We start from the raw sequence: 20,032 nt of genomic DNA, 5'->3' as shown, positions 1-20,032 counted from the left end.
TTAATTCACATCCCGCTACGCGCTAGATCGCATCTTCTGGCAGATTGAGATCGCGTCCACGCGTTTCCGGCGCCACAAACGTGGTCAGGAAACCAATAGTCGCCATCGCGGAGAAGTACACCGCAATCGCCCACCAGTGACCGGTAAAGGACAACAACGCTGCAGCCACTAAAGGTGCGGTCCCACCAGAAAGGATAGACCCCAGCTCTTTCGCAACTGCCATCTTGGTGTAACGGTGTTTTACACCGAACAGCTCAACACCCCACGCGGCCTGTACGCCAAAGATGCCCAGCGAAGCTAATGCCATTCCCACCACAATCACGGGGATCACAATCGCCGGGTCGTGGCTGTCCATCAGACTGAAGGCGGGCCAGGCGTAGACCATGAGTAGCAGGCAAAAAACACGATAGGTGATGCGACGCCCAAAACGGTCAGACAGCCAACCGGCGAAAGGTATGATCAAGAAGCCTAGCAATGAGGCAATAAACACCGCTTTCGTAGGGACAGATTTATCAAGCATGAGCACTTTAGCGACATAGCCGACTATAAAGCCCTGCGCCAGATAGGATGGGCCGTTCTCTCCGATACGCAGGCCGACCATGGTCCAGAATGCACGGCTACGCTGCCAGAAGCTGCGGGTATCAGTTTCAGCGGCAGCATGCTGCAGGGTGGTATTACGCTCGGCTTGCAGCTCCGCTTGCTGACGTTCGAAGACCGGTGTCTCGCGCAGATGACGACGAATCCACAGCGCGACCGCTGCAATCAATACACTACTGAGGAATGGAATGCGCCAGCCCCAAGCAAGCAGGCTCTCTTTATCCATTTGAATCACCGCCAGCCATACCAGCGAGGCGATCAACGTACCGCTGTTAGAACCCAAGGCAATCACCGAGGAAACCAAGCCACGGCGTTCTACCGGTGCGTATTCACCCAGCATAACGGTGCCGCCAGAGAGTTCGGCACCCGCACCCAAACCTTGAGTAAAGCGAAGTAATACCAAGCAAGCAGGTGCCCAGACGCCAATGCTGGCATAGGAAGGAATCAGACCGATGAGGGTGGTGGAAGCGCCCATCAGGATGATGGTGGCGATCATGACTGTTTTACGGCCTTTGCGATCGCCTATCCAACCAAACAGCAGAGCGCCAATCGGACGGGCGATAAACCCCACAGACCAGGTCGCAAAACTTGAAAGCAGAGCCATGGTCGGGGTGGCGTTAGGGAAAAACACATCGCCAAAAATAATACCGGCAGCCAGGCCATAGAGCGCGAAATCCGCGTATTCCATTGCTGTGCCAAGCCAACATGAGAAAGTGGCACGCCAGAAATCTTTGCGGCCTGAAGAGGTTTCCAACCGCATATCGGCGGCTGAAGAGGAGGTCAGTGAAGTTTGTTGCGAAACGGACTGATGTACCGTCATAACCATTTCCCTGAAATAGGTGAAAACAGCAAACGCCCTTCCGTGGGTCGGCTCCCTTGCAACAAGCGGAACTCCCCGGTGGCGACGTTCAGTGGGCATACCTGGATGAAAGTTAAAGAATTCCCCTGGTGTTGGAATTCGCTTCTTCGCCTGTTCTCGCCGATGTAATTTTCATCGATCGCATTAGTAAGGCAAATGTAACTGGGTCATCTCAAGGCCAACTTCGTCACTGGCACCGTGAGTTATCACTGTGGATACAGTCTATCTACGCGCGTAGATAAATCAAGTGATAAAAGTGAAAACAATTAATTTATCTTCACTATGGCTCGGGTGAAAAAGACAAAAATGGCGTCAATTCATGACATTACATCTAATGCGCGTAACCAAAAAATCGTCATACCGCGTGTAACTAACGATTATTGCTTATCATTAACGACGTGGTGGCTGATCCTTCATCGCGCTTTTTTTCGCACAATTCAGTTAAGCTTTGATGACAATTGCGAATTAATCTTAAAACCGGGCTTTGCGTGCGGTTTGTTCTACGCCTGCATTACACTGAACAAAAATCAATCAGGATCTTTATGACCATCATCCTCATGCGACACGGAAAACCTGACCATCCTGTGAGCGGCCGCTTCTCCGCAAGCGCGCTGGCTGACTGGTGCGAGGGTTACGATTTGGCGGATATTTGCGACTCGCCTCCTCCGCGCAGCATGGCAATTGCGCGAAAAGCCCATGTGATCGCCTCCAGCCCGTTGCCACGAGCACGTTCGTCCTTAGCGCGTCTTGGTCTGCAACCACATGATGTCGATGATCTTTTCAGTGAGGTCGCGATGCCAATACTCCCGTTTGAACGTCTGCATCTCCCCCTCACCGTATGGCTGGCGTTGTTGCGCCTACTGTGGTTGTGCGGCTATGCGGGACATGTTGAGTCGGTTAAACATGCGCGGGCCCGCGCCAGTCAGGCGGCGGATAAGCTGGTGGCGCTGTCGAATCAAGGCACAGTCTTATTGGTTGGACACGGCATCATGAACAAAATCATTGCCCGTGAATTACGTCAGCGCGGCTGGCAAGCCGAGAAACATGCCAGCAGCCGCCACTGGAGCAGTGCGATTTATCATCGCCCGTTTATTTAATATGGAAATAGCTTAAGACTTCACATCCGGTGCCCGCCGTCGGTGTGGCAACCACCTGCATCTTCTGCAGATCAATCACACTCAGCGTGCCATCCCCCTCATTGGCAATTAGCAAGGTACGATTGTCAGCACTAAAACAACCATCCATCGGTTTATTACCGACCTGAATATCGCCCAGCGGGTTGAGCAGGTCATCAAACAGGGTGATCACCGGCTCTTGATCGCCAATGGCGACCAGACGTTCACCGTTGGCACTGAAGCGCACCACCTGGCAGGGCTGCTGGTGCCCTGCTAATTTGATGCGCTGACGAATGCGATGGCTTTGGCGATCGACCACATAGAGCAGCGGCGCATCCGCTGCGCTGGCCACCAGATAAGGGTGTTTCGGTGAAGCCGCGATCCCTGAAATAGGGCCGGGAAGCAGAATGTTGTCGATGATGCGCCCTTCCGCCTCACACAAATCAACGACGGTGATGCTGGCGTCCTCTTCATTTTCAGTAAACAACTTACGCCCGCTAGGAGACAACGTTAGACGGTGAGCATTGTGAGACGGCAACTTGATAATTTTCTCTACCGTATCACTCACTGGATCGATGACAGCCACAGCCGCACTGTTCTCGCAACACAGATACACTTTGCCATCGCGGCCCAGTTGGCCACTGTGGGGCGACTGCAAAGGTGATAAATCAATAAAACCACGGATGAGCCGCTCGCGGAGATCGATAACGGCCACCTTATGGCCGGGATGTGGGTTATCACCATGAATGCCATCGCCATAGATGGGCACATAGGCTTTCGCCTGCTCGGGCAGCATTAACAATTCATGTGGACGGGGTGGAAACGCATTCAACTCTTGCTGCACGGCAAAGGTGTCGGGATCGAGAAACAGGACACGATTTCCCTGCTTATCCACCGCCAGTAACCCACGGTTGTGTGACTGCATAATGCCTCCTTTGTTTATACCACCTCGTTTAAGCGTAGCTAACCTGCATCAACGAGGGGAAAATCCAGACCGGACCAGTGAAAAATGTAGTCACCCTAACCGATCTGTCACTAGGGTACTTTTAATCCAGGCCGCAGCCATCGCGGCGATCGGGATATTTTATTAGGAATAGTCCTAATCACCATTAATTAAAGAATCAGTATTTCAGTCAATTATTTATCAGGAATTTTATGCTTAACGGTTTCTTCATTTTCCGGTTTATCTGAAAGCAAAAGAAAGTGGTAGCCTCAACGGCCAGAATGTTTTATTAAGCTGGTGTGAGTACTTTTTACACACAGCCTTGAGGAAACATAAGAGCGCTTAAGCCGCCAGCATCAGGGAAATCCTTGCTACCATAATCACAATAATTAGGTGCATCATGAATACAAAACGCCTCCAGCCAGCGCGTGCGCTGTGGCATAACTGGAAAAGAATTGCTTTTATTAGCCAGACATTACTGCAAAAAAACAGCATACTTCGCTCTGCGCGCCGGAATACGATCCTAACGAAGAGGATAATATCTTGTTGTTTTCTGGCGAGAAAGCTTTACCAGAAATCCCAAAAAAAGTCTGGTTGTATTGGGACAATGAGTATTTACCCAAATCAATGATGCTAAATATTCAAAAGTTGCGAAAAGATAATCCCGATCACGATATTTATTTATTAAATCGTTTAACGGTGAAAGAAGTTCTGCCTGACTTTGTTTTTACTTCTACCCAATTAACAGAACAACAAAAAAGTGAAGTGATTCGTCTGGAGCTTTTATTACGTTACGGCGGCATTGCGATTGATTGCAGTACACTGTTATTTGAAGACCTTTCATGGGTACATCGCGCACATCAAGAACGTCGTATGGATGTGATTGGTTATTATCGTGAAATTTCCACCGTCAATTACCTGGCCCCGGTGATTGAAAACTGGTTCCTCGCCGCCGCACCCAATAATCCGTTTATTCGTGAGTGGCAGAAACAGTATGCGCCAATCAAACATCTGGGTGAGCAGAATTATTTTAATGAACTTAAAAAGCGTGATGACTATGCGCTGTTGACGCAGAAAATTGAGCACCCCCAGCAGCAGTTAGGCTCGCTGGCACAGCAAGCGGCAATGCGTGAATATCGCCGCGTGAATCTGTTCTTACGTAAGTGCGAGGCCAATGCTTACTACTATCAACGCCTGAGCGGCTGGAAAAGTGAAACCTTTGCTCACACGGTATTATTCAACCAGCGGCCCATGACGCCACCGCCGGTGATAAAACTGAGCGGAAATGAGCAATTGCACCTCGATTTCAACCTGCGCCTGGGCAACTACAATCGCAGCAGCCTGCTGGGTGAAATGATGCAACCTCATACACCTCCAGCGTTGGCCTCATCCATCAACAAAGCGCGCGCGTAGCCAGTGAATAAAGGTGGTGACCGCCCGAGGGACTTGTGCGGCATACGGGCGCACCACCCATAATCGATCGGCAAAGGCATCAACGGCTTGCCACTGGGGTAAAACCTGTTGCAACGTCCCTGCCGCCAACGCCGCCGTGGCGCTGAAATCCGGCAGCATGGCAATCCCTAAGCCTTGCAACGCGGCATCACGGATTGACTCGCTGTTGTTGGTCGCAAAATTGCCCAGAATTTTGACCTGAACCGTTTCCTGGCCTCCGCTTACTGCACGGAAGCGCCATTGTGGCGACTCAAGCCCGCGCGGATAGTACAAACAGTTGTGCTGCTGGAGTGCTTCAGGCGTTTGGGGTACACCGTTTTGGGCCAGATAGGCCGGCGAGGCGACTAATAACGCATGCGTCTCACACAGCGGCAATGCAACATGCGTTTCCGGTAGCGTCTGGCTGTGACGAATAACCAGATCAAATCCTTCGCTGCCGAGAGAGACCAGACGATCAGTGACATCCAACTGCAGACGCACCTGCGGGTATTCCCGCAAAAAATCGCCAATGATCGGCACCAGTTGCTGGCGTGCAAAGGCCACTGGCGCACTCACTCTTACCATGCCGCGCACTGGACCGGCTTCATCACGTACGCTGAAAAAGCTCTGTGCGATGCGCGCAAAGGGATCTCGCAACTCATCCACCAACTTTTCCCCAGCCGAGGTTAAGCGCACACTGCGCGTGGTGCGCTGCACCAGCGAAACCCCCGCCATCTCTTCCAGCTCTTTAATTTTTTGGCTCATGGCGGCTTTGCTGACATCTAATCGTTCAGCTGCACGGGTAAAACTGCCCAGTTCAGCCAGGACCGTAAGCCAATGCAAATGCACCCAGAGCGCATCAGTTTTCATTTCTTTCATATGGATTGTTCAAAATAATAAATAATCATTTCAACCAGCGCGCTTTTTCTTTCCTGCAGCAAGCGGCAGCATAGAGCCACATCCTACTCTTATCTTGTGAGCAAAAACGAGGGTTTATTTATGCCGTTACTGACATTTGACGTTATTCAGGGCCGTTCTGAATCAGAAATCCGCACATTGCTGGATGCCGCACATCGTGCCGTACTCACCGCCTTTAAAGTTCCAGAACGTGATCGTTACCAGATTGTTCATGAAAACAAAGGCTATCAAATGGTTTTTCAGGATACTGGCTTGGGCTTTGAGCGTACCGATAACCTGGTGATGGTGCGCGTCTACACCAGCCCAAGAAGTGAAGAACAAAAGACACTTTTCATGGCAGAGTTGGCACGCGAGCTTTTAGAAAATTGTGGCGTAAAGGGCACCGATCTGATGATTAGTTTTATCACCAACAGCAAAGGCGACTGGAGCTTTGCTGACGGTGAAGCACAGTATCTCACTGGCAAACTCTAATCTCCCTCCCCCCTCGCTGGTAGCGCGATTGCAGTGCTGCCAGCTCAAACCATAGTCAGCCTAAACCCGCATTAAACGAATCGGAATGTGTCGCACAAATCTGTGTTGTTATGTTGCAGCACTGTGACAGCCCAGATAAATTGACGCATAACCCCCAAAGAGGGCCGTGGGCGCAAGGATTGCGTCACTCTTCAATGTGAGGATCTGACCTTGTCCGAGATAGTTTCGGTTGTACTCTTTTTGGCTGCGATTGCCGTTTACTCTTACAAAGCCGGGCGAAATAAATTCTGGTTTAGCCTGATTCTGCTGCTGCTCTCTCTCTTTATCATTCTTAACGCCACGCTCTTCGCCAGCAACTATTTCACCGGTGATGGCATTAATGATGCTGTGCTCTATACACTCACCAACAGTTTGACCGGTGCGGGAGTCAGTAAATATGTGGTGCCTGCCATTGGATTAATCATTGGCCTGTTTTTATTGTTCTACCTGCTTTCCTGGCTACTGCGCCGTCGTAAACGGCCACATCATTTAGGTTGGAGTTTACTGGCGATGGCTTGCGCCGCCGGTTCGGTGCAAACCACCCCAGCCTTCCGCCAGGTGAAAGATCTTATTGCCTCACATGCACAGCTCGCCGACTCCGATTTTGAGAACTATTACAAAACACCCAATAAGGTGATTGCCAATCCGAAACTCAATCTGGTCTACATCTACGGTGAAAGTCTTGAACGCACTTATTTCGACCAGCAAGCCTTTCCAGGATTAGCGCCGGAGCTGAGTCGTGAAAAGGATCAAAGCATCGACTTCAGCGAGACCGAGCAGCTGCCCGGCACCGACTACACCATTGCAGGTATGGTCGCTTCACAGTGCGGTATTCCTTTATTTGCTCCTTTCGATGGCAATGCCTCGGCCTCGCTCTCCAGCTTCTATCCGCAGAATATCTGTCTGGGCGACATTCTGAAAAACTCAGGCTATGAAAACTGGTTTATTCAAGGTGCCGACTTGCGCTTTGCCGGCAAAGATACGTTCCTGCTCTCTCATGGTTTCTCGCCAACGCAGATGTACGGTTCCCAAGAGCTGCAAAGCCGCGTGGCCGATCCCAGCTATCGCAATAACTGGGGCTATTACGATGACACGGTCATGGATGAGGTGTTTGAGAAATATGAGGAGCTGTCGCGTCAGCAGAAGCGTTTTGCCTTATTCACGCTGACAGTGGACACCCATCATCCTGATGGTTTTATTTCGCGTACCTGCCAACGAAAAAGTTACAGCTATGACGGCAAACCTAACCAATCCTTTAGCGCAGTGGCCTGCTCGCAGGAACATGTGGCACGACTGATTGAACGCATCAAAGCCTCCCCGTGGTTTAAAAACACCATCATCGTAGTGAGTTCTGATCATCTCGCGATGAATAATACCGCGCATCAGTATCTGATTAAGCAGCCACGTCGCGATCTGTTTATGGTGATCCGTGGTGATCAACCACAGGCTGAAGTGCTGGAGAGCAAGCGCAGTACGCTGGATAACGGGGCAACGGTGCTGGATATTCTTGGCGGGGATAACGCCATAGGTTTGGGACGCAGCGGGTTGTCCTCAAACTCGTTATCGACACAGTTTGCCGACATGGCGCAGAAAGTCACGGCGTGGAAGGCGGATATCATTCAGTTATGGAATTTCCCCAAAAAGCTGGATGCGTTTACCATCGATCAACAGAAGAATACCTTTAACTTCTCGGGCTCAACCTTCAAGTTGCCCATTCTGTTCCGTATTAATAAAGACCACGTTGAACCGCTGCCCGAAGGGGAATACTCAGCGCCGCTCCGTTACCAGCTTGCGGATTTCACCTCATCAGATAAATTCGTGTGGGTCGATCGCTGTTTCAAAATGGGACGGTTGTGGCAGCCTGATTTGGCACTCTCAACCGATCTTTGCCTGGCGATGGGCCAGATGGGAGCAAAACCTGCAGTGACGCGCATTGATAAGCCATTATGGAAAGGCAAAGTCAATTTCCCACAAACTGAAGTGAGCGCAGCCACTTATCAATTGAATGAGCAGCAAATACGCGTGGAAGACAACGCGATCCGCTATCAAGCCGCCAGTTTCCTGCTTACTGTGCCGGGCGCACCGGAGAGTGTGAAGAGTTTTACAGGCATTTCTCGCCCCGAAAGCTGGGGACGCTGGTCTAATGCAAATTTGGCACCGGAAGTGAACATCGAATATGTCGATCCCCTGCCCGCTCGTTTTGATGTGGTGATTACTGCGCGCGCCTTCGGCCCAAATGCGCATCGGCCCATCCCAGTTCGCGTAGGAGATGAAGAGCAGATGCTGAATCTGGGCGATGACTTTTCGACCACCACATTGCATTTCAGCAATCCTCAGGGCAGCCATAACCTGATGATCACACCGCCAGAACCGCAACTCTCCAACGTGGGCAATATCACCGGGCAGGATCCGCGTAAATTGGGTATTGGCATGGTGGATATAAAAATTATTCCACAGCCGCAAGACTAACTTTTTTGTCGTCATCACAGGCCTGCCAACGCGCAGGCCTTTTTTATTAGCAAATCACGTTACTCATTGTAAGCATTGATTTTTATCGAGACGGCGCGCAAAATCCAAATCATACCATTGAGAAACTATCACCCTCTGGATACGCTGCGTTTTCACGGAACGATACCAGAGGTAATAAGGATGATACTCACGATGATGAACACGCATAAGGCTTATAAAGCACTGCAAGATGCGGGCGTAGCCGACAAGCAGGCTGAAGTGTTGGTTGAGATTTTTGCAGATATGCAGCAAGAAAACGCCCTAACTAAATTCGATTTATCACAAGCCATGGAAGGCATGGCGCGAGTACAAAGCGCGACGACCCATCGTCTCGATTCCCTGGAAGGGCGCTTCGATAAGTTTGAAAAGAACGTGAATCAACGATTTGACAAAATCGACGAGAAATTCATTAAGATTGATGAAAGATTCGATAAAATCGATGAGAGATTCATTAAAATCGATGAGAAGTTCGATAAAATTGATGAGAAGTTCGTTAAAATCGATGAGAAGTTTGATAAAATCGATGAAAAATTCGATAAGATCGACCATAGATTTGAAAAAGTAGACGAAAGGCTCAATAAGCAGGACGTTAAGCTGAGCGACTTAGATCAACGTATGCAGATTGGTTTTACTGAGTTGAAGCAAGATAATGTCTGGATACGACGCATCCTGTTGACCATTGCGACTGCCTTAATCGCGATGACGACCAAATATATTTTAAGCCAATGAATCAAGAGCCGGGCACGCGCCCGGCTTTCAAAGCGTATTTATCGCAGCGCCTCCAATTTCGCGCGCTGCGTTCCATCCGCATGAAAATTCTCCACCGCCAGCCAGCGTTCAAATGCCTGCTTCAATTGCGGCCATTCAGCGTCAATCATAGAGAACCAACAGGTATCACGGTTACGGCCTTTGTAAACAACGGCTTGGCGGAAAATGCCTTCTAACTGGAAGCCCAGTCGTAGTGCTGCTTTACGTGAAGGCTGGTTACAGCTGTCACATTTCCATTCGTAGCGGCGATAACCGAGCTGGTCAAAGGCATACCGCATCAGCAGATAATGCGCCTCTGTTGCCATACAGGTTTGCTTAAGTAACGGCGAGAAAGCCACATGGCCAACTTCAACTGCACCATTCTTGGCATCAATTCGCATCAACGCCAGCGTCCCCACTGCACGCTGGCTTTGCACATCAATCACCGCGAAATGCATCGGATCGCGTCCTTGCTCGATGTTTTTGGCATAAGCCAGATAGGCCTCCTCATCGGCAAACGGCGCAGCAAACATATAGGTCCAGTCCCGTCCATCGTTCGCCTGTGAATAAGCGGCATAAAGCTCCCGACCATGACGTTCCGCACTTAACGGCTCAAGACGACAGTATTGCCCCGTGAAAACCTCATAGCCGGGCCACTGGCGAGGTTGCCATTCTGGTAGTGGTGCGCCGATAGGTTGTCCGTACTCATTGATGTGTTGCGTCATCGTTCCATTCCCCGTCAGTGAAAGCTTGTTGCACAGCGTGCCACTTTACTGGCATGTTAAAAAGCACCACATTCGATGAAATTCATAGAGCCACGACATATCGCCATGAATGAAAGTGAACTGCATACGTTCTTGTTAGCGCCATTGAATATCCACCAGAATCTGACGCTACAACAGCAGCTATTTCAGCGCATTAAACAAGCCATTTTGGCAGGTACCCTCTCAGCAGGGACACGTTTACCCGCGACGCGCCAATTGGCTACGGATTTGCAGGTGTCACGCAATACGGTTACCGCGGTTTGGGCACAGCTCCAGGCTGAGGGCTTTTTGATCAGCGATCGTCAGGGAAGCTACATTAGCCCCATCGCACAATTGCCCCTGACTCCTGATGCTGAAACCAGCCATGGCGATATTCTGCTCTCACCACGCGTTAACGCACTTCGCTCATCCCATCGCGTCTTGGTCCAAGAGATGGCATTACGCCCTGGCGTTCCATCGTTGGCACATTTCCCGCTGGCACAGTGGCGACGCGCACTCAATCGTGTGATGCAGCACTCGCCACAACAGCTGTTAGGTTATGGCGATCCACTGGGTGAGCGTTCGCTTCGCGAGGCGCTTGCCCAGCACCTGGCTATGGCGCGCGGCGTGCGTTGCTCACCTGAGCAAATCGTTATCACCGAAGGGGCACAGCAAGCGCTGACATTATGCGTTTCACTGCTGAGTCAGCGTGGCGATATCGGTTGGATAGAGGAACCAGGTTATCGCGGAGCAAAAGCGGCGATGCGACTGGGAGATATGCAGATAGAACCCATTCCAGTGGATGCGCAGGGTTTAGCGCCCCGATCCAGCGACTGGCAACAATGCCCACCGCGACTGATCTACACCACCCCCACCCATCAATATCCTACTGGTGTGGTGATGAGTGCGCCGCGCCGTCTAGCCCTCCTGGCCGCCGCGCAACGGCACCAGACATGGATTATTGAAGATGATTACGACAGCGATTTCCGCTACAGCGGCGAACCGATTGCTGCGATGCAAGGGATGCTGCAACCCTCACCGGTGATTTACGTAGGTTCATTCAGTAAAACGCTGTTTCCGGCACTGCGAATCGGTTTTATGGTGCTGCCCTCACAGCTATTACCGCTGCTGCGTCCCGCATTACATGAGTTGCTGCGCGGGGGAAATCGCCCCGAACAGCAGGCACTGGCTCTGTTTATACGCAACGGCGATTTCAGCCGTCACCTCAGTAAAATGCGTCGCCTCTATCGCCAGCGCCAGGCCAGTCTGCGTCAAGCCCTACAGCAAACGTTTGGAGCACAGGTTTCATTATTAGGAGGCGAATGTGGCATGCATCTGGTGCTATCTCTGTCTGATAAACAACAGGACGGGAGACTGATCGATCGTTTGAACACCTGTGGCTATGCACCGGGTGCACTCTCGGGGTTTTATTTAGGGGAAGAGAAACAACAAGGATTGGTGCTGGGATACGGCAATACCAGTACCAGCCAGATTATGGCTGGCGTTGCCCATATCGCACAGTATTTATCGATGCAATAACGGCGGCCCGTAAGCCGCCGCGACAAGGGATTAGCCTTTAAAGAAGATATCGCCTGATTTGCCCATCACGATCTTGCCGCTGTCGTCGGTGATCAGGATGTAGTTCGCATTGATATAAGCCCAGTGTGTACCAGGCTGAGGGGCTGACAGGTGGCGTGGCTGCCACTCAACGATGGTGTACTGCTTTTTACGGTACTCATCGGGCACCACATCACCGACTTTGTACTCTTTATAGTCGATGATAATGGTATTCAGGTCGTAATTATTTTGACCTGCAGGGGCATCCTGCATGCCATTTTGTGATGGACGAATTGGCGCCACATCACCGGAAGATTCAGCCGGTTCGGTACTCGCGGGTGCATCTGCTGCCGGTGCCTGATTTTGTGCATCAGGAGCGACCTGCTGAACCTGTGGTGGCGGTGGTACGTTATCCGTTTGCTCGCCTTCAGCCAGTGCGGCTGGAGTCAGGCTTAAAGCGCCCAGAAAAATTCCTGCAGAAAGAAGGGTGACGTGTGTCCTGCGCATTGGTGATTTCCACTCTGGTTAATTATTAACTGTCTAATTTACTGACAAGTGCAGCACGCAGAAGGTTCCCCCGGCGCGCTTTGCGCGTCAAATTTCGCTGCACAGCATAACTCAGCCGGCACGTTTTTTGGCGCAGCAAAATTGCAAGCAACCATGTTCACTCTTGCACAGGTTTCTTCTGCGCAAGGTCCATCAGCAAAGCGATGCCCAGATAGTTGCTCCAGTTGAAAGCATTCTGCAGCACCACAATCGCATTACCGTTTTGCTTATCAAAACCGATAAAACTGGCGTAACCACCAATGTAGCCCACTTGATAGGTAATCTTCTGTTCACCATAAGTATCGGTGACCCAAGCGATATTCTGCGACTGATTGCCGTGCTGCTCGTAACCGCGGTTAACCTGGGCGAAAGCCTTATTTAGCGAGGCATGAGTTCCCGCCTGCAAATGGGCATCCAGATAGCGAATCAAGTCGCGCGCATTGCTGTAGAGGCTGGCCGCCGCCACCATATTGTTGCTGAATGCCCAGTCCGGCGTCAGATCGCCACGCGGGATCAATTTGGGCTGATCGCCCGCGTGTCCCAGCGCGCGCCAGGGATAGCCCGGTAAGGTTTGCGGTTTGAAACTGCTGCTGGTCATGCCAAGCGGTTGAAACAGATTACGCTGCGCCAGGGTTTCGATGTCCTGATGCAATCGATGTTTGAGGATATAACCCAGCAGCGCATACCCAAGGTTAGAGTATTGCGCTGCAGGTGTGGCAGGTGCAGTAAAATCGGCCAGATACCCCAGCACCGCATCACTGTCCAGGTTACCGTAAAAATTCTCACCGCTACGCAAGTAAGCCATAAATTTGATAAACATCGGCAAATCCATGTCTTGTCGCGGTAAGCCTGAGGTATGGGTCACCAGTTGCAGTAGCGTGATACGCTTCGCATCCTCACTGAGCGGCACATTAGCGGGTAACAATGTGGCCAATGTGTCATCCCAGTGCAGTTCACCGCGATCCACTAACTCAATGATCACCTCTGCCGTCATTCCCTTACTCAGCGAGCCCAGAGCAAACAGCGTATCCGGCGTAATGGGATAACGATGCACCGCATCCGTCACACCAAAGCTGTAAAACTTAGGCTGATGGCGTTGATGGATGATCGCGATACTGATACCCGTCACCTGTTTCTCATGCATGTAGTGCTGCACGATGTCATCAACATTTTCATGGAAGGTGGCATGGGAGAGATAGACTTTATCGCCAACCGGTGCAGAAGTTTGCGACAGCGTGCCACAGGCGCTCAGCAGCAAACTAAAGCACAACAGCAACAGCGGAAGAATGATGCGGCGCATCATCCAAGAGTCCTGGTGAAGGTTTTCATAGCAATTGATTTATAAAGTATTTTTTATTTTAGTAAAACGTGCGATAGGTGTTTGTGGCGAAATATAACACAGAAGAGAGTCATCGCCACCTGCCAGAAACAAGTGGCGGCGAGGGATTACTGATGCACCGGAATAACCGAACCTTTGTAATGCTGGTTGATAAATTCAGCAGTTTGCTTTGATTCCAGATCTTTGGCTAATTCAATAATGCGTGGGTCATGTGCCAGCTTTGGCGTGGTAACCAGGACATTGGCGTAAGGATTATCCTTCGCCTGCTCCAGCGCTAAGGCATCCTTAGACGGCGTTAAACCGGCTTGCAAGGCATAGTTGCCGTTAATGATGGCCAACTGTGCATCATCCAGCGCACGCGGCAGTTGGGCTGCGTCTACTTCAATGATTTTCAGATGCTGTGGGTTGGCGCTGATATCCGCAACGGTCACCAGCGTAGTGGCACTGCTGCTCTTAAGTTTTATCAATCCGTTGGCTTGTAACAGATAGAGCGCACGGCTTAAGTTGGTGACATTATTCGGCACCGCGACCTGCGCGCCATCAGGCAGATCTTTCAATGATTTTACTTTATGCGAATAAATACCCAACGGCTCAATATGCACCGTTGCAACGACAGCAAATTTTTCACCCAGCGCTTTTTCCTGATCGCGCAGATATGGCACGTGCTGGAAGTAGTTGGCATCGACATCGCCACGTGCCAGCAGCTCGTTAGCGTTTAGATTTCCATTGAGTTCAATCACTTTTAAATCGAGATGCTTGTCAGTCTCTTTGATGTGATTGAGGATTTCGCTGTGCGGCACCGCATCAGCAGCCACGCGTAGAGCGGCCGCCGAAGCATAAGTGCTCACTGCCGAGAGCAGTACCAGTGTTGCTATCACCTTTTTAGTCATGTGCATCCCTTACTTTTATTATGATTTAACGGTTGTCAGAGTGTCGGCGTAGTAGCGCGCAGCTACATCGCGATGCGAGCGCAGACGCCCTTTGAGATAGTTCCAGCCCACTTCCCGCAATAGAGGATTGGTAGGATCACTGGTTGGCCCGCGAGCTTCAGCTGCCAGTTGCGGAGGTAGCTGGTAAAGCGGTACTTCGGCGTCCAGCTGTGCGCCGAGGAAAAAGGCAATCGAGACCCTCTCTTGTTGCGCCGGGGGTGACACTACGCGATGCACCGTGGCCCGCAGGTAGCCGTTGGTGGCAATCTCCAGCAACTCACCGATGTTCACCACAAACGCACCGGGTTTCGGCAGCGCATCAACCCAGTTATCTGGCGTGACTTCCACTTGCAAACCTGGCTGGTCATCCTGCAGTAGAAAGGTCAAAAAACCGGAGTCTTTATGCGCACCCACCCCCTGTTGACTGGCGCTGGCGGCTTGGCCGGGATAGCGGATGAGCTTCACATGTTCATTCGGATGGGTGCCATAGAGCGCATCAAAGGCATCGGATGGCAGCGAGAGCGATCGCGCGAAAGCACGTAACAGCCGGAGCGCCACGCCCGTCATGGCTTGCTGCCAGGCATGAATCACTGGACGCAATTGAGGTAAGGCATCCGGCCACAGATTTGGCCCCTGTAATCGCTTCCAAGCCGGATCGCCAACCTGCAACGCTAATGCCGTACGCTCTGCTCCAATATCAAACTGCTCGCGCTGATCGCGTTGCTCACGCGTATATTCGACGCCCGCTCGGTTATAACCACGGAAATGCGGTGAATGGATCATTGAAACCTGCTGCTTCTTTTCATCCGGCAAGGCAAAGAAGGCTTGAGTGATACTCTGCACGTTCTGCAACAATTGCGAATTGATGCCATGATTTATCAGGTAGAAAAAACCAACATCACGCGCGGTGGTGCGCAACTCAGCGAGATACGGAGACTGCTCAGCATCAGGTAATTCCAGCAGCGCTAAATCCAACACCGGCAAAGTTCCAGCCATACTCATGCGTCCTTTTACGAAGAAGTTCTGCTTTTACGCTGACATCTGCCGTGAATTCCAGCCAATATTGTTGGGCAATAAGTTATGGCGAATGATTTTTAGGAAAGCTTCTGCAATCGTTATGCAAAAAGCGGTAAATTGCGGCCACTTGCCGCTATAATCGCGCCCACTTATTTTGCCGCCACGCCCCGCACAGGAGATGTCATATGAATCAGGGCCCATTAACCGAAAAAGAGCTGAACTGGCTCGAAGATATGCTGGAAAAATACGGCAATGAACAGTCGGTGGTGGATACGTCCGAACTGGACGGTTTATTAACCGCTCTGCTTTCTGGGCCGAACGACATTGAACCGAGCGAGTGGCTGGTGGCGATGTGGGGTGGACAGAAACATATTCCAAAGTGGGCCAATGAACGTGAAATGGACCGCTTTATGGCGCTGATTTTCCAACACTTCAATGATATCGCCGAACGTCTGGCGGAATTCCCAGAGCAATTTGATCCGCTGTTTGGCTTTCAGGAGATGGAAGGACAAGAGTTCACCGTGGTGGAAGACTGGTGCTATGGCTATTTGCGCGGTGTCGCACTGGATCAAGACTGGTCACTGTTACCGGAAGCGCTGCAACCTGCCTTGGATGCCATCAAGTTGCACGGCAGTGAAGACCAACTGGCGAAGCGTGAAGCCTTTTCACCTGATGAGTTTGAAGCCAGTATCGAAGCGATCCGCCCTGCCGCACTGGAGCTGCATGAATACTGGCAGGAACAGCGTATGGCGCAGCCCGATCCTGAACCGCAATTGCCCCATTTTGCCGGTGATAAAACAGGCCGTAACGATCCTTGCCCATGCGGCAGTGGTAAGAAGTACAAACAGTGCTGCGGGAAATAAAACGCGGCGATTTACCATGACGCAATAAATCGCACTACCCGTAGCGACGCGCCCGCCATTCTCAGCGGGCGGCCGCTACGGTAGAACCGCGATGTTACTGCTGTGCGGGTTTCACATCAGTGACCAGCGTGGGTAATTGCCAGGCGCCGCCAGCCCGAATGGCGCGGCACATGCCGGTAGTGGCATCACTACTCTGCACAAAATCTTTACCATCCCACACCCAAGCTGCGGTACTCCAGCAGTCGCCGATACCGCGCCCTTTCTGCGCCTCAGAAATGACCCCTTCGCTGTAATCTGATCCAGAATCGGTGATCAGCTCAGGTTTACCCTGCAACGCTTTATCCATGAGCCAATAGCCATACCCTTCGTTATACGCACCGCGCCAGCAGAGTGCGGCAATCAGGACATGTGCGCTATCCACTGGTGTTAGCGTCAGCGGCTCAGCCCCCTCTTCCGGTTGGTCGTCCGTAGGGTCGAGATTGTCACAGCTGTCATCGTCAGTCAGTGAAGCAATCAGCTTCGGCTTAAGCAATGCCAGCTCATCATCGCTCAATGGACGGGGAGTGGCTTTCTCTACTTTAACCTGCTGGATAACGGGCATCGTCACTGCTACTGGTACGCTACTCTCAGGTTTGTTGCCTTTACGCACCAGTGCGCCGGGTGTGTTAAGTCGCCCCTGTGCATCATCCATTTTCACCAGTGTGGCAAACGCGCCATTACTGGAGAGTTCGAAGGGTTCCTCACCGCCGCGAAACTCCACTTTGCCTGTGCCTTTAATCGCATTAACCAGTGCCTGAGTTTGTGCATCGGTCAGCGTCCACTCGTCATTGTCGGCTTTTACCACCTCGCCTTGGGCATGATCATCAATCCACAGAGCCAGCGTATCCACCTGTTTTGAGTCATCATCGCCCGTATCAGCCAGCACCACACGGCCATGGGTTGGCGCGTCTGGCCCCCCTTCACGCGTGAGTAATACCGAACCCCCTGCGCCCTCTTCAGCGCTGTAACCGGCTGCCCGGCAGGTTAGCGTGTTATCGCAGGCGAGCTCCCAGTCTTTATGGCTAAAGGAGACGCCGTCTTCGTCTGCCAGCAGCGGCGCACTCAGGCTGGCGAGCAGCGCTAATGCCAGCAGCAATCGGGTTTTCATGCCATCTCTCCATAATGGTAAAGGTGGCTAGTGTGATGACTTTTCACGCGCGGGAGAAGTGAATTTTTTGCGCTAATGGCGAAAGGTATACGGGTCTACAACGACGCGGCTATTTGCTGCCTTAACCACTGTTGGGCGGGATCACGATGCAGCCGGGGGTGCCACAGCATTAAAATATCAAAGCCCGGTATGTCCAGCGGCGGCGTGAGAACGAGAAGATGTGGCGTATGGCGCACCAGCCGCTCAGGTAATACCGCGACTAAATCGCTGTTTGCCAGCACCTCCAACATAAACAGGAAATGTGGCACCGATAATACGACCCGTCGCTCTCGGCCCAGTTTTGCCAATGCGTTGTCCGTTGCCGCGCTGAAGCCGCCGCCATCCGGTGAGACCATGACAAACTCTAACTGACAAAAGTGATCCAGCGTGGGCGGTTGTTGTAGCTGCGGATGGTCATATCGCCCAACCAGCACGTAGCGCTCACTGAACAGCTTGCGCTGATGCAAGGTCGGCGGCGCATTGTCACCCGTGTGGAATACCACATCTAACTCATTTTTTTCCAACTGCTGCGTTACTTGCGGTGGATGCAATGCAAACACCGCCATACGACTCTGCGGTGCAGCATCACGAATCATTTTGAGTGCAGGCAGCACCAATGCCGAGGACATGTAATCCGTCGCGGCGATGCGCCAGATGTGGGTCGATTTAGCGGGATTGAAAACATCGGGGGGTGCTACCGCCAAGGTTAGCGCCTCCAGCGCCAGTCGCAACGGTTCGCGCAGTGCTTCAGCCCGCGCCGTGGGCAGCATGCCACGAGGTCCGGGGAGTAGCAGCACATCGTTAAATTCAGTACGCAGTCGGGCAAGCTGAGCGCTGACCGAAGGTTGCGACAGGTTAAGCCGTTGCGCTGCACGCGTGACGTTCAACTCCTCCAGCAAAATATCCAGCGTCTGTAAAAGATTTAAATCCAGTGAGTTGATATTCATTCTGGCTATACCTGAAATACAAGCAATTGATTTCAACTATAGCCAGTCACCACTTAATCTGCAGCTGATTTCATCTCACAGGACTCAGCCATGAATGTACTGATTGTGTATGCTCACCCCGAACCGCGTTCGCTCAGTGGTTCACTGAAAGATTTCGCCGTCGATCATCTGCAAAAAGCGGGTCATCAGGTCCAGGTATCAGATCTCTACGCGATGCAATGGAAAGCCCAGCTTGATGCCTCAGATACCCTGGCACCGCTGGTCGGCACCCACTATGATGCGACGCTGGATTCACGCTATGCGTTTGACCACCACCAACAGCCTGCCGATATCACCGCAGAGCAGGAAAAGCTGCGCTGGGCCGACACAGTCATTTTTCAATTCCCGCTGTGGTGGTTCACTATGCCAGCCATCATGAAAGGTTGGTTTGACCGCGTCTACGCCAACGGTTTCGCTTATGGTGTGGGAGAACACAATGAACAGCACTGGGGAGATCGCTATGGCGAAGGCAATATGGCAGGCAAACGTGCCATGTTGGTGGTCACTACGGGCGGCTGGGAGTCCCACTACAGCCCACGAGGGATCAACGGTCCGATAGACCAACTGCTGTTCCCCATTCAACACGGCATGCTGTTCTATCCGGGCTTTAGCGTCTTACCCCCGCTGGTATTTTATCGAGTACAGAAATCAGCAGAGGAGCGATTTGCCGGTTGGTGCGATGCGTTAGCGACTCGGTTGGATACGCTGGCTGACACGACACCCATTGCCTATCGTCAGCAGAATGGCGGCGACTATGACATTCCAGCCTTAACGCTAAAAACCACGCTGGCGGCCGGTGAGACGGGGATGAGCGTGCATGTAGAGTCATTGTAAGCCGTTGGCTTATTCGTACAGCCAACGCCCTGCTTTCGCTGACTCAATTAACATACCGAGCGTGAAGTCTGGCACCACCGGGACTTCGCGCTTATGAAACGGATTTAGAATCTGAACCAGCGACGGTTCATTTGGATAGTAGGTCTCGATAGCAAAACCACCGGGCTCCACCGCAAACTCGGCAAAGAACTCCGCCATCAGCGCCTGTGCCTCCTCGCGCTCAAAATTGAGATCGCTATCGATATCAATCTGTGGCGTCAGCGTTTTCTGCTTAAACAGATATACCCCATCGTAGCGTCGCACCAGGTCGAAGATACGCTGATCGATTTGGTCAGTCATGACCTACCCTCCTGCAAAACAAGGGGGCTATTCTGCCATGCAATCCGCTCTGTCGGGTGAAAAAA

Annotated in this window: 19 protein-coding genes; 8 read left to right on the top strand and 11 right to left on the bottom strand. The window is 51.8% G+C overall.

Annotated features, from left to right (window positions below):
• Nucleotides 1-22: 22 nt before the first annotated feature.
• Nucleotides 23-1,417 carry an MFS transporter gene (locus HA51_RS06800; protein WP_084933589.1) on the bottom strand — a complete coding sequence of 465 codons (1,395 nt, stop codon included), beginning with the start codon at nt 1,415-1,417 and terminating at the stop codon, nt 23-25.
• A 581-nt stretch (nt 1,418-1,998) separates the two neighbouring features.
• Between HA51_RS06800 and HA51_RS06790 the strand changes: the two genes are divergently transcribed.
• On the top strand, nt 1,999-2,553 hold the full coding sequence (locus HA51_RS06790; RefSeq protein ID WP_084933585.1) for a histidine phosphatase family protein: 555 nt from the start codon (nt 1,999-2,001) through the stop codon (nt 2,551-2,553).
• Here HA51_RS06790 and HA51_RS06785 read toward each other — a convergent pair.
• On the bottom strand, nt 2,546-3,496 hold the full coding sequence (locus HA51_RS06785; RefSeq protein ID WP_084933582.1) for a YncE family protein: 951 nt from the start codon (nt 3,494-3,496) through the stop codon (nt 2,546-2,548). The two genes, HA51_RS06790 and HA51_RS06785, sit on opposite strands and share 8 nt — an antisense overlap.
• Before the next feature lie 561 nt (nt 3,497-4,057).
• Between HA51_RS06785 and HA51_RS06780 the strand changes: the two genes are divergently transcribed.
• Nucleotides 4,058-4,927: a glycosyltransferase family 32 protein gene (locus tag HA51_RS06780; RefSeq protein ID WP_245840182.1), complete on the top strand. Its 870-nt coding sequence runs from the start codon at nt 4,058-4,060 to the stop codon at nt 4,925-4,927.
• Here the strand turns inward: HA51_RS06780 and HA51_RS06775 are convergent.
• The gene (locus HA51_RS06775) at nt 4,901-5,824 is read right to left on the bottom strand and encodes a LysR family transcriptional regulator (protein WP_084933579.1); all 924 of its coding nucleotides are present in this window, start codon (nt 5,822-5,824) and stop codon (nt 4,901-4,903) included. The genes HA51_RS06780 and HA51_RS06775 overlap by 27 nt on opposite strands.
• A 120-nt stretch (nt 5,825-5,944) precedes the next feature.
• On the opposite strand from HA51_RS06775, the gene HA51_RS06770 reads away from it, so the two are divergent.
• From HA51_RS06770 to HA51_RS06760, 3 genes are all read left to right on the top strand, one after another.
• On the top strand, nt 5,945-6,334 hold the full coding sequence (locus HA51_RS06770) for a tautomerase family protein (protein ID WP_084933577.1): 390 nt from the start codon (nt 5,945-5,947) through the stop codon (nt 6,332-6,334).
• Nucleotides 6,335-6,544: 210 nt separating this feature from the next.
• Nucleotides 6,545-8,842, top strand: coding sequence for a phosphatidylglycerol--membrane-oligosaccharide glycerophosphotransferase (opgB, locus tag HA51_RS06765; RefSeq protein ID WP_084933574.1), 2,298 nt, complete (start codon nt 6,545-6,547; stop codon nt 8,840-8,842).
• Nucleotides 8,843-9,034: 192 nt separating this feature from the next.
• On the top strand, nt 9,035-9,610 hold the full coding sequence (locus HA51_RS06760; RefSeq protein ID WP_084933570.1) for a hypothetical protein: 576 nt from the start codon (nt 9,035-9,037) through the stop codon (nt 9,608-9,610).
• A gap of 38 nt (nt 9,611-9,648) precedes the next feature.
• Here the strand turns inward: HA51_RS06760 and HA51_RS06755 are convergent, their stop codons facing one another.
• Complete coding sequence (locus HA51_RS06755; protein WP_084933567.1) at nt 9,649-10,353, bottom strand: GNAT family N-acetyltransferase; 705 nt, start codon at nt 10,351-10,353, stop codon at nt 9,649-9,651.
• 105 nt (nt 10,354-10,458) lie between these two features.
• On the opposite strand from HA51_RS06755, the gene pdxR reads away from it, so the two are divergent.
• Nucleotides 10,459-11,910 carry a MocR-like pyridoxine biosynthesis transcription factor PdxR gene (pdxR, locus tag HA51_RS06750; protein ID WP_084933563.1) on the top strand — a complete coding sequence of 484 codons (1,452 nt, stop codon included), beginning with the start codon at nt 10,459-10,461 and terminating at the stop codon, nt 11,908-11,910.
• A 30-nt stretch (nt 11,911-11,940) separates the two neighbouring features.
• Here the strand turns inward: pdxR and HA51_RS06745 are convergent, their stop codons facing one another.
• The 4 genes from HA51_RS06745 to HA51_RS06730 form a co-directional block, all read right to left on the bottom strand.
• Complete coding sequence (locus tag HA51_RS06745; RefSeq protein WP_084933560.1) at nt 11,941-12,435, bottom strand: RcnB family protein; 495 nt, start codon at nt 12,433-12,435, stop codon at nt 11,941-11,943.
• Nucleotides 12,436-12,592: 157 nt separating this feature from the next.
• A complete protein-coding gene (locus HA51_RS06740; protein WP_425435701.1) occupies nt 12,593-13,777 on the bottom strand; it encodes a serine hydrolase domain-containing protein in 1,185 nt (394 codons plus the stop codon).
• 143 nt (nt 13,778-13,920) lie between these two features.
• On the bottom strand, nt 13,921-14,703 hold the full coding sequence (locus tag HA51_RS06735) for a MetQ/NlpA family ABC transporter substrate-binding protein (protein WP_084933554.1): 783 nt from the start codon (nt 14,701-14,703) through the stop codon (nt 13,921-13,923).
• A gap of 18 nt (nt 14,704-14,721) precedes the next feature.
• Nucleotides 14,722-15,738 carry an isopenicillin N synthase family dioxygenase gene (locus tag HA51_RS06730; RefSeq protein ID WP_139810649.1) on the bottom strand — a complete coding sequence of 339 codons (1,017 nt, stop codon included), beginning with the start codon at nt 15,736-15,738 and terminating at the stop codon, nt 14,722-14,724.
• 206 nt (nt 15,739-15,944) lie between these two features.
• Here HA51_RS06730 and HA51_RS06725 point away from each other — a divergent pair, with 206 nt between their 5' ends.
• Entirely contained in the window at nt 15,945-16,622 is a 678-nt protein-coding gene (locus HA51_RS06725) for a YecA/YgfB family protein (RefSeq protein ID WP_084933549.1), read from the top strand.
• Nucleotides 16,623-16,716: 94 nt separating this feature from the next.
• On the opposite strand, the gene HA51_RS06720 is transcribed toward HA51_RS06725, so the two are convergent.
• Entirely contained in the window at nt 16,717-17,769 is a 1,053-nt protein-coding gene (locus HA51_RS06720; RefSeq protein WP_084933545.1) for a DUF1176 domain-containing protein, read from the bottom strand.
• Nucleotides 17,770-17,864: 95 nt separating this feature from the next.
• A complete protein-coding gene (locus HA51_RS06715; protein WP_084933542.1) occupies nt 17,865-18,755 on the bottom strand; it encodes a LysR family transcriptional regulator in 891 nt (296 codons plus the stop codon).
• Nucleotides 18,756-18,845: 90 nt separating this feature from the next.
• On the opposite strand from HA51_RS06715, the gene HA51_RS06710 reads away from it, so the two are divergent.
• A complete protein-coding gene (locus HA51_RS06710) occupies nt 18,846-19,628 on the top strand; it encodes an NAD(P)H-dependent oxidoreductase (RefSeq protein WP_084933539.1) in 783 nt (260 codons plus the stop codon).
• A 9-nt stretch (nt 19,629-19,637) separates the two neighbouring features.
• Here the strand turns inward: HA51_RS06710 and HA51_RS06705 are convergent, their stop codons facing one another.
• Nucleotides 19,638-19,967: a DUF1493 family protein gene (locus HA51_RS06705; RefSeq protein ID WP_084933536.1), complete on the bottom strand. Its 330-nt coding sequence runs from the start codon at nt 19,965-19,967 to the stop codon at nt 19,638-19,640.
• Between the last annotated feature and the right edge of the window lie 65 nt (nt 19,968-20,032).

The organism is Pantoea rwandensis (assembly GCF_002095475.1).
GTDB lineage: Bacteria > Pseudomonadota > Gammaproteobacteria > Enterobacterales > Enterobacteriaceae > Pantoea > Pantoea rwandensis.
The sequence above is the reverse complement of the archived record's forward strand: the minus strand, read 5'-3'. Positions and strand labels throughout refer to the sequence as shown.

Bases quoted from the DNA above. Each gene is read 5' to 3' on its own strand.
- HA51_RS06800 (WP_084933589.1), bottom strand. From the start codon at position 1,417: ATGACGGTACATCAGTCCGTTTCGCAACAAACTTCACTGACCTCCTCT.
- pdxR (WP_084933563.1), top strand. From the start codon at position 10,459: ATGAATGAAAGTGAACTGCATACGTTCTTGTTAGCGCCATTGAATATC.
- HA51_RS06735 (WP_084933554.1), bottom strand. From the start codon at position 14,703: ATGACTAAAAAGGTGATAGCAACACTGGTACTGCTCTCGGCAGTGAGC.
- HA51_RS06760 (WP_084933570.1), top strand. From the start codon at position 9,035: ATGATGAACACGCATAAGGCTTATAAAGCACTGCAAGATGCGGGCGTA.
- HA51_RS06725 (WP_084933549.1), top strand. From the start codon at position 15,945: ATGAATCAGGGCCCATTAACCGAAAAAGAGCTGAACTGGCTCGAAGAT.
- HA51_RS06745 (WP_084933560.1), bottom strand. From the start codon at position 12,435: ATGCGCAGGACACACGTCACCCTTCTTTCTGCAGGAATTTTTCTGGGC.
- HA51_RS06785 (WP_084933582.1), bottom strand. From the start codon at position 3,496: ATGCAGTCACACAACCGTGGGTTACTGGCGGTGGATAAGCAGGGAAAT.
- HA51_RS06720 (WP_084933545.1), bottom strand. From the start codon at position 17,769: ATGAAAACCCGATTGCTGCTGGCATTAGCGCTGCTCGCCAGCCTGAGT.
- HA51_RS06740 (WP_425435701.1), bottom strand. From the start codon at position 13,777: ATGATGCGCCGCATCATTCTTCCGCTGTTGCTGTTGTGCTTTAGTTTG.
- HA51_RS06790 (WP_084933585.1), top strand. From the start codon at position 1,999: ATGACCATCATCCTCATGCGACACGGAAAACCTGACCATCCTGTGAGC.
- HA51_RS06775 (WP_084933579.1), bottom strand. From the start codon at position 5,824: ATGAAAGAAATGAAAACTGATGCGCTCTGGGTGCATTTGCATTGGCTT.
- HA51_RS06755 (WP_084933567.1), bottom strand. From the start codon at position 10,353: ATGACGCAACACATCAATGAGTACGGACAACCTATCGGCGCACCACTA.
- HA51_RS06705 (WP_084933536.1), bottom strand. From the start codon at position 19,967: ATGACTGACCAAATCGATCAGCGTATCTTCGACCTGGTGCGACGCTAC.
- HA51_RS06715 (WP_084933542.1), bottom strand. From the start codon at position 18,755: ATGAATATCAACTCACTGGATTTAAATCTTTTACAGACGCTGGATATT.
- HA51_RS06730 (WP_139810649.1), bottom strand. From the start codon at position 15,738: ATGGCTGGAACTTTGCCGGTGTTGGATTTAGCGCTGCTGGAATTACCT.
- HA51_RS06770 (WP_084933577.1), top strand. From the start codon at position 5,945: ATGCCGTTACTGACATTTGACGTTATTCAGGGCCGTTCTGAATCAGAA.
- HA51_RS06710 (WP_084933539.1), top strand. From the start codon at position 18,846: ATGAATGTACTGATTGTGTATGCTCACCCCGAACCGCGTTCGCTCAGT.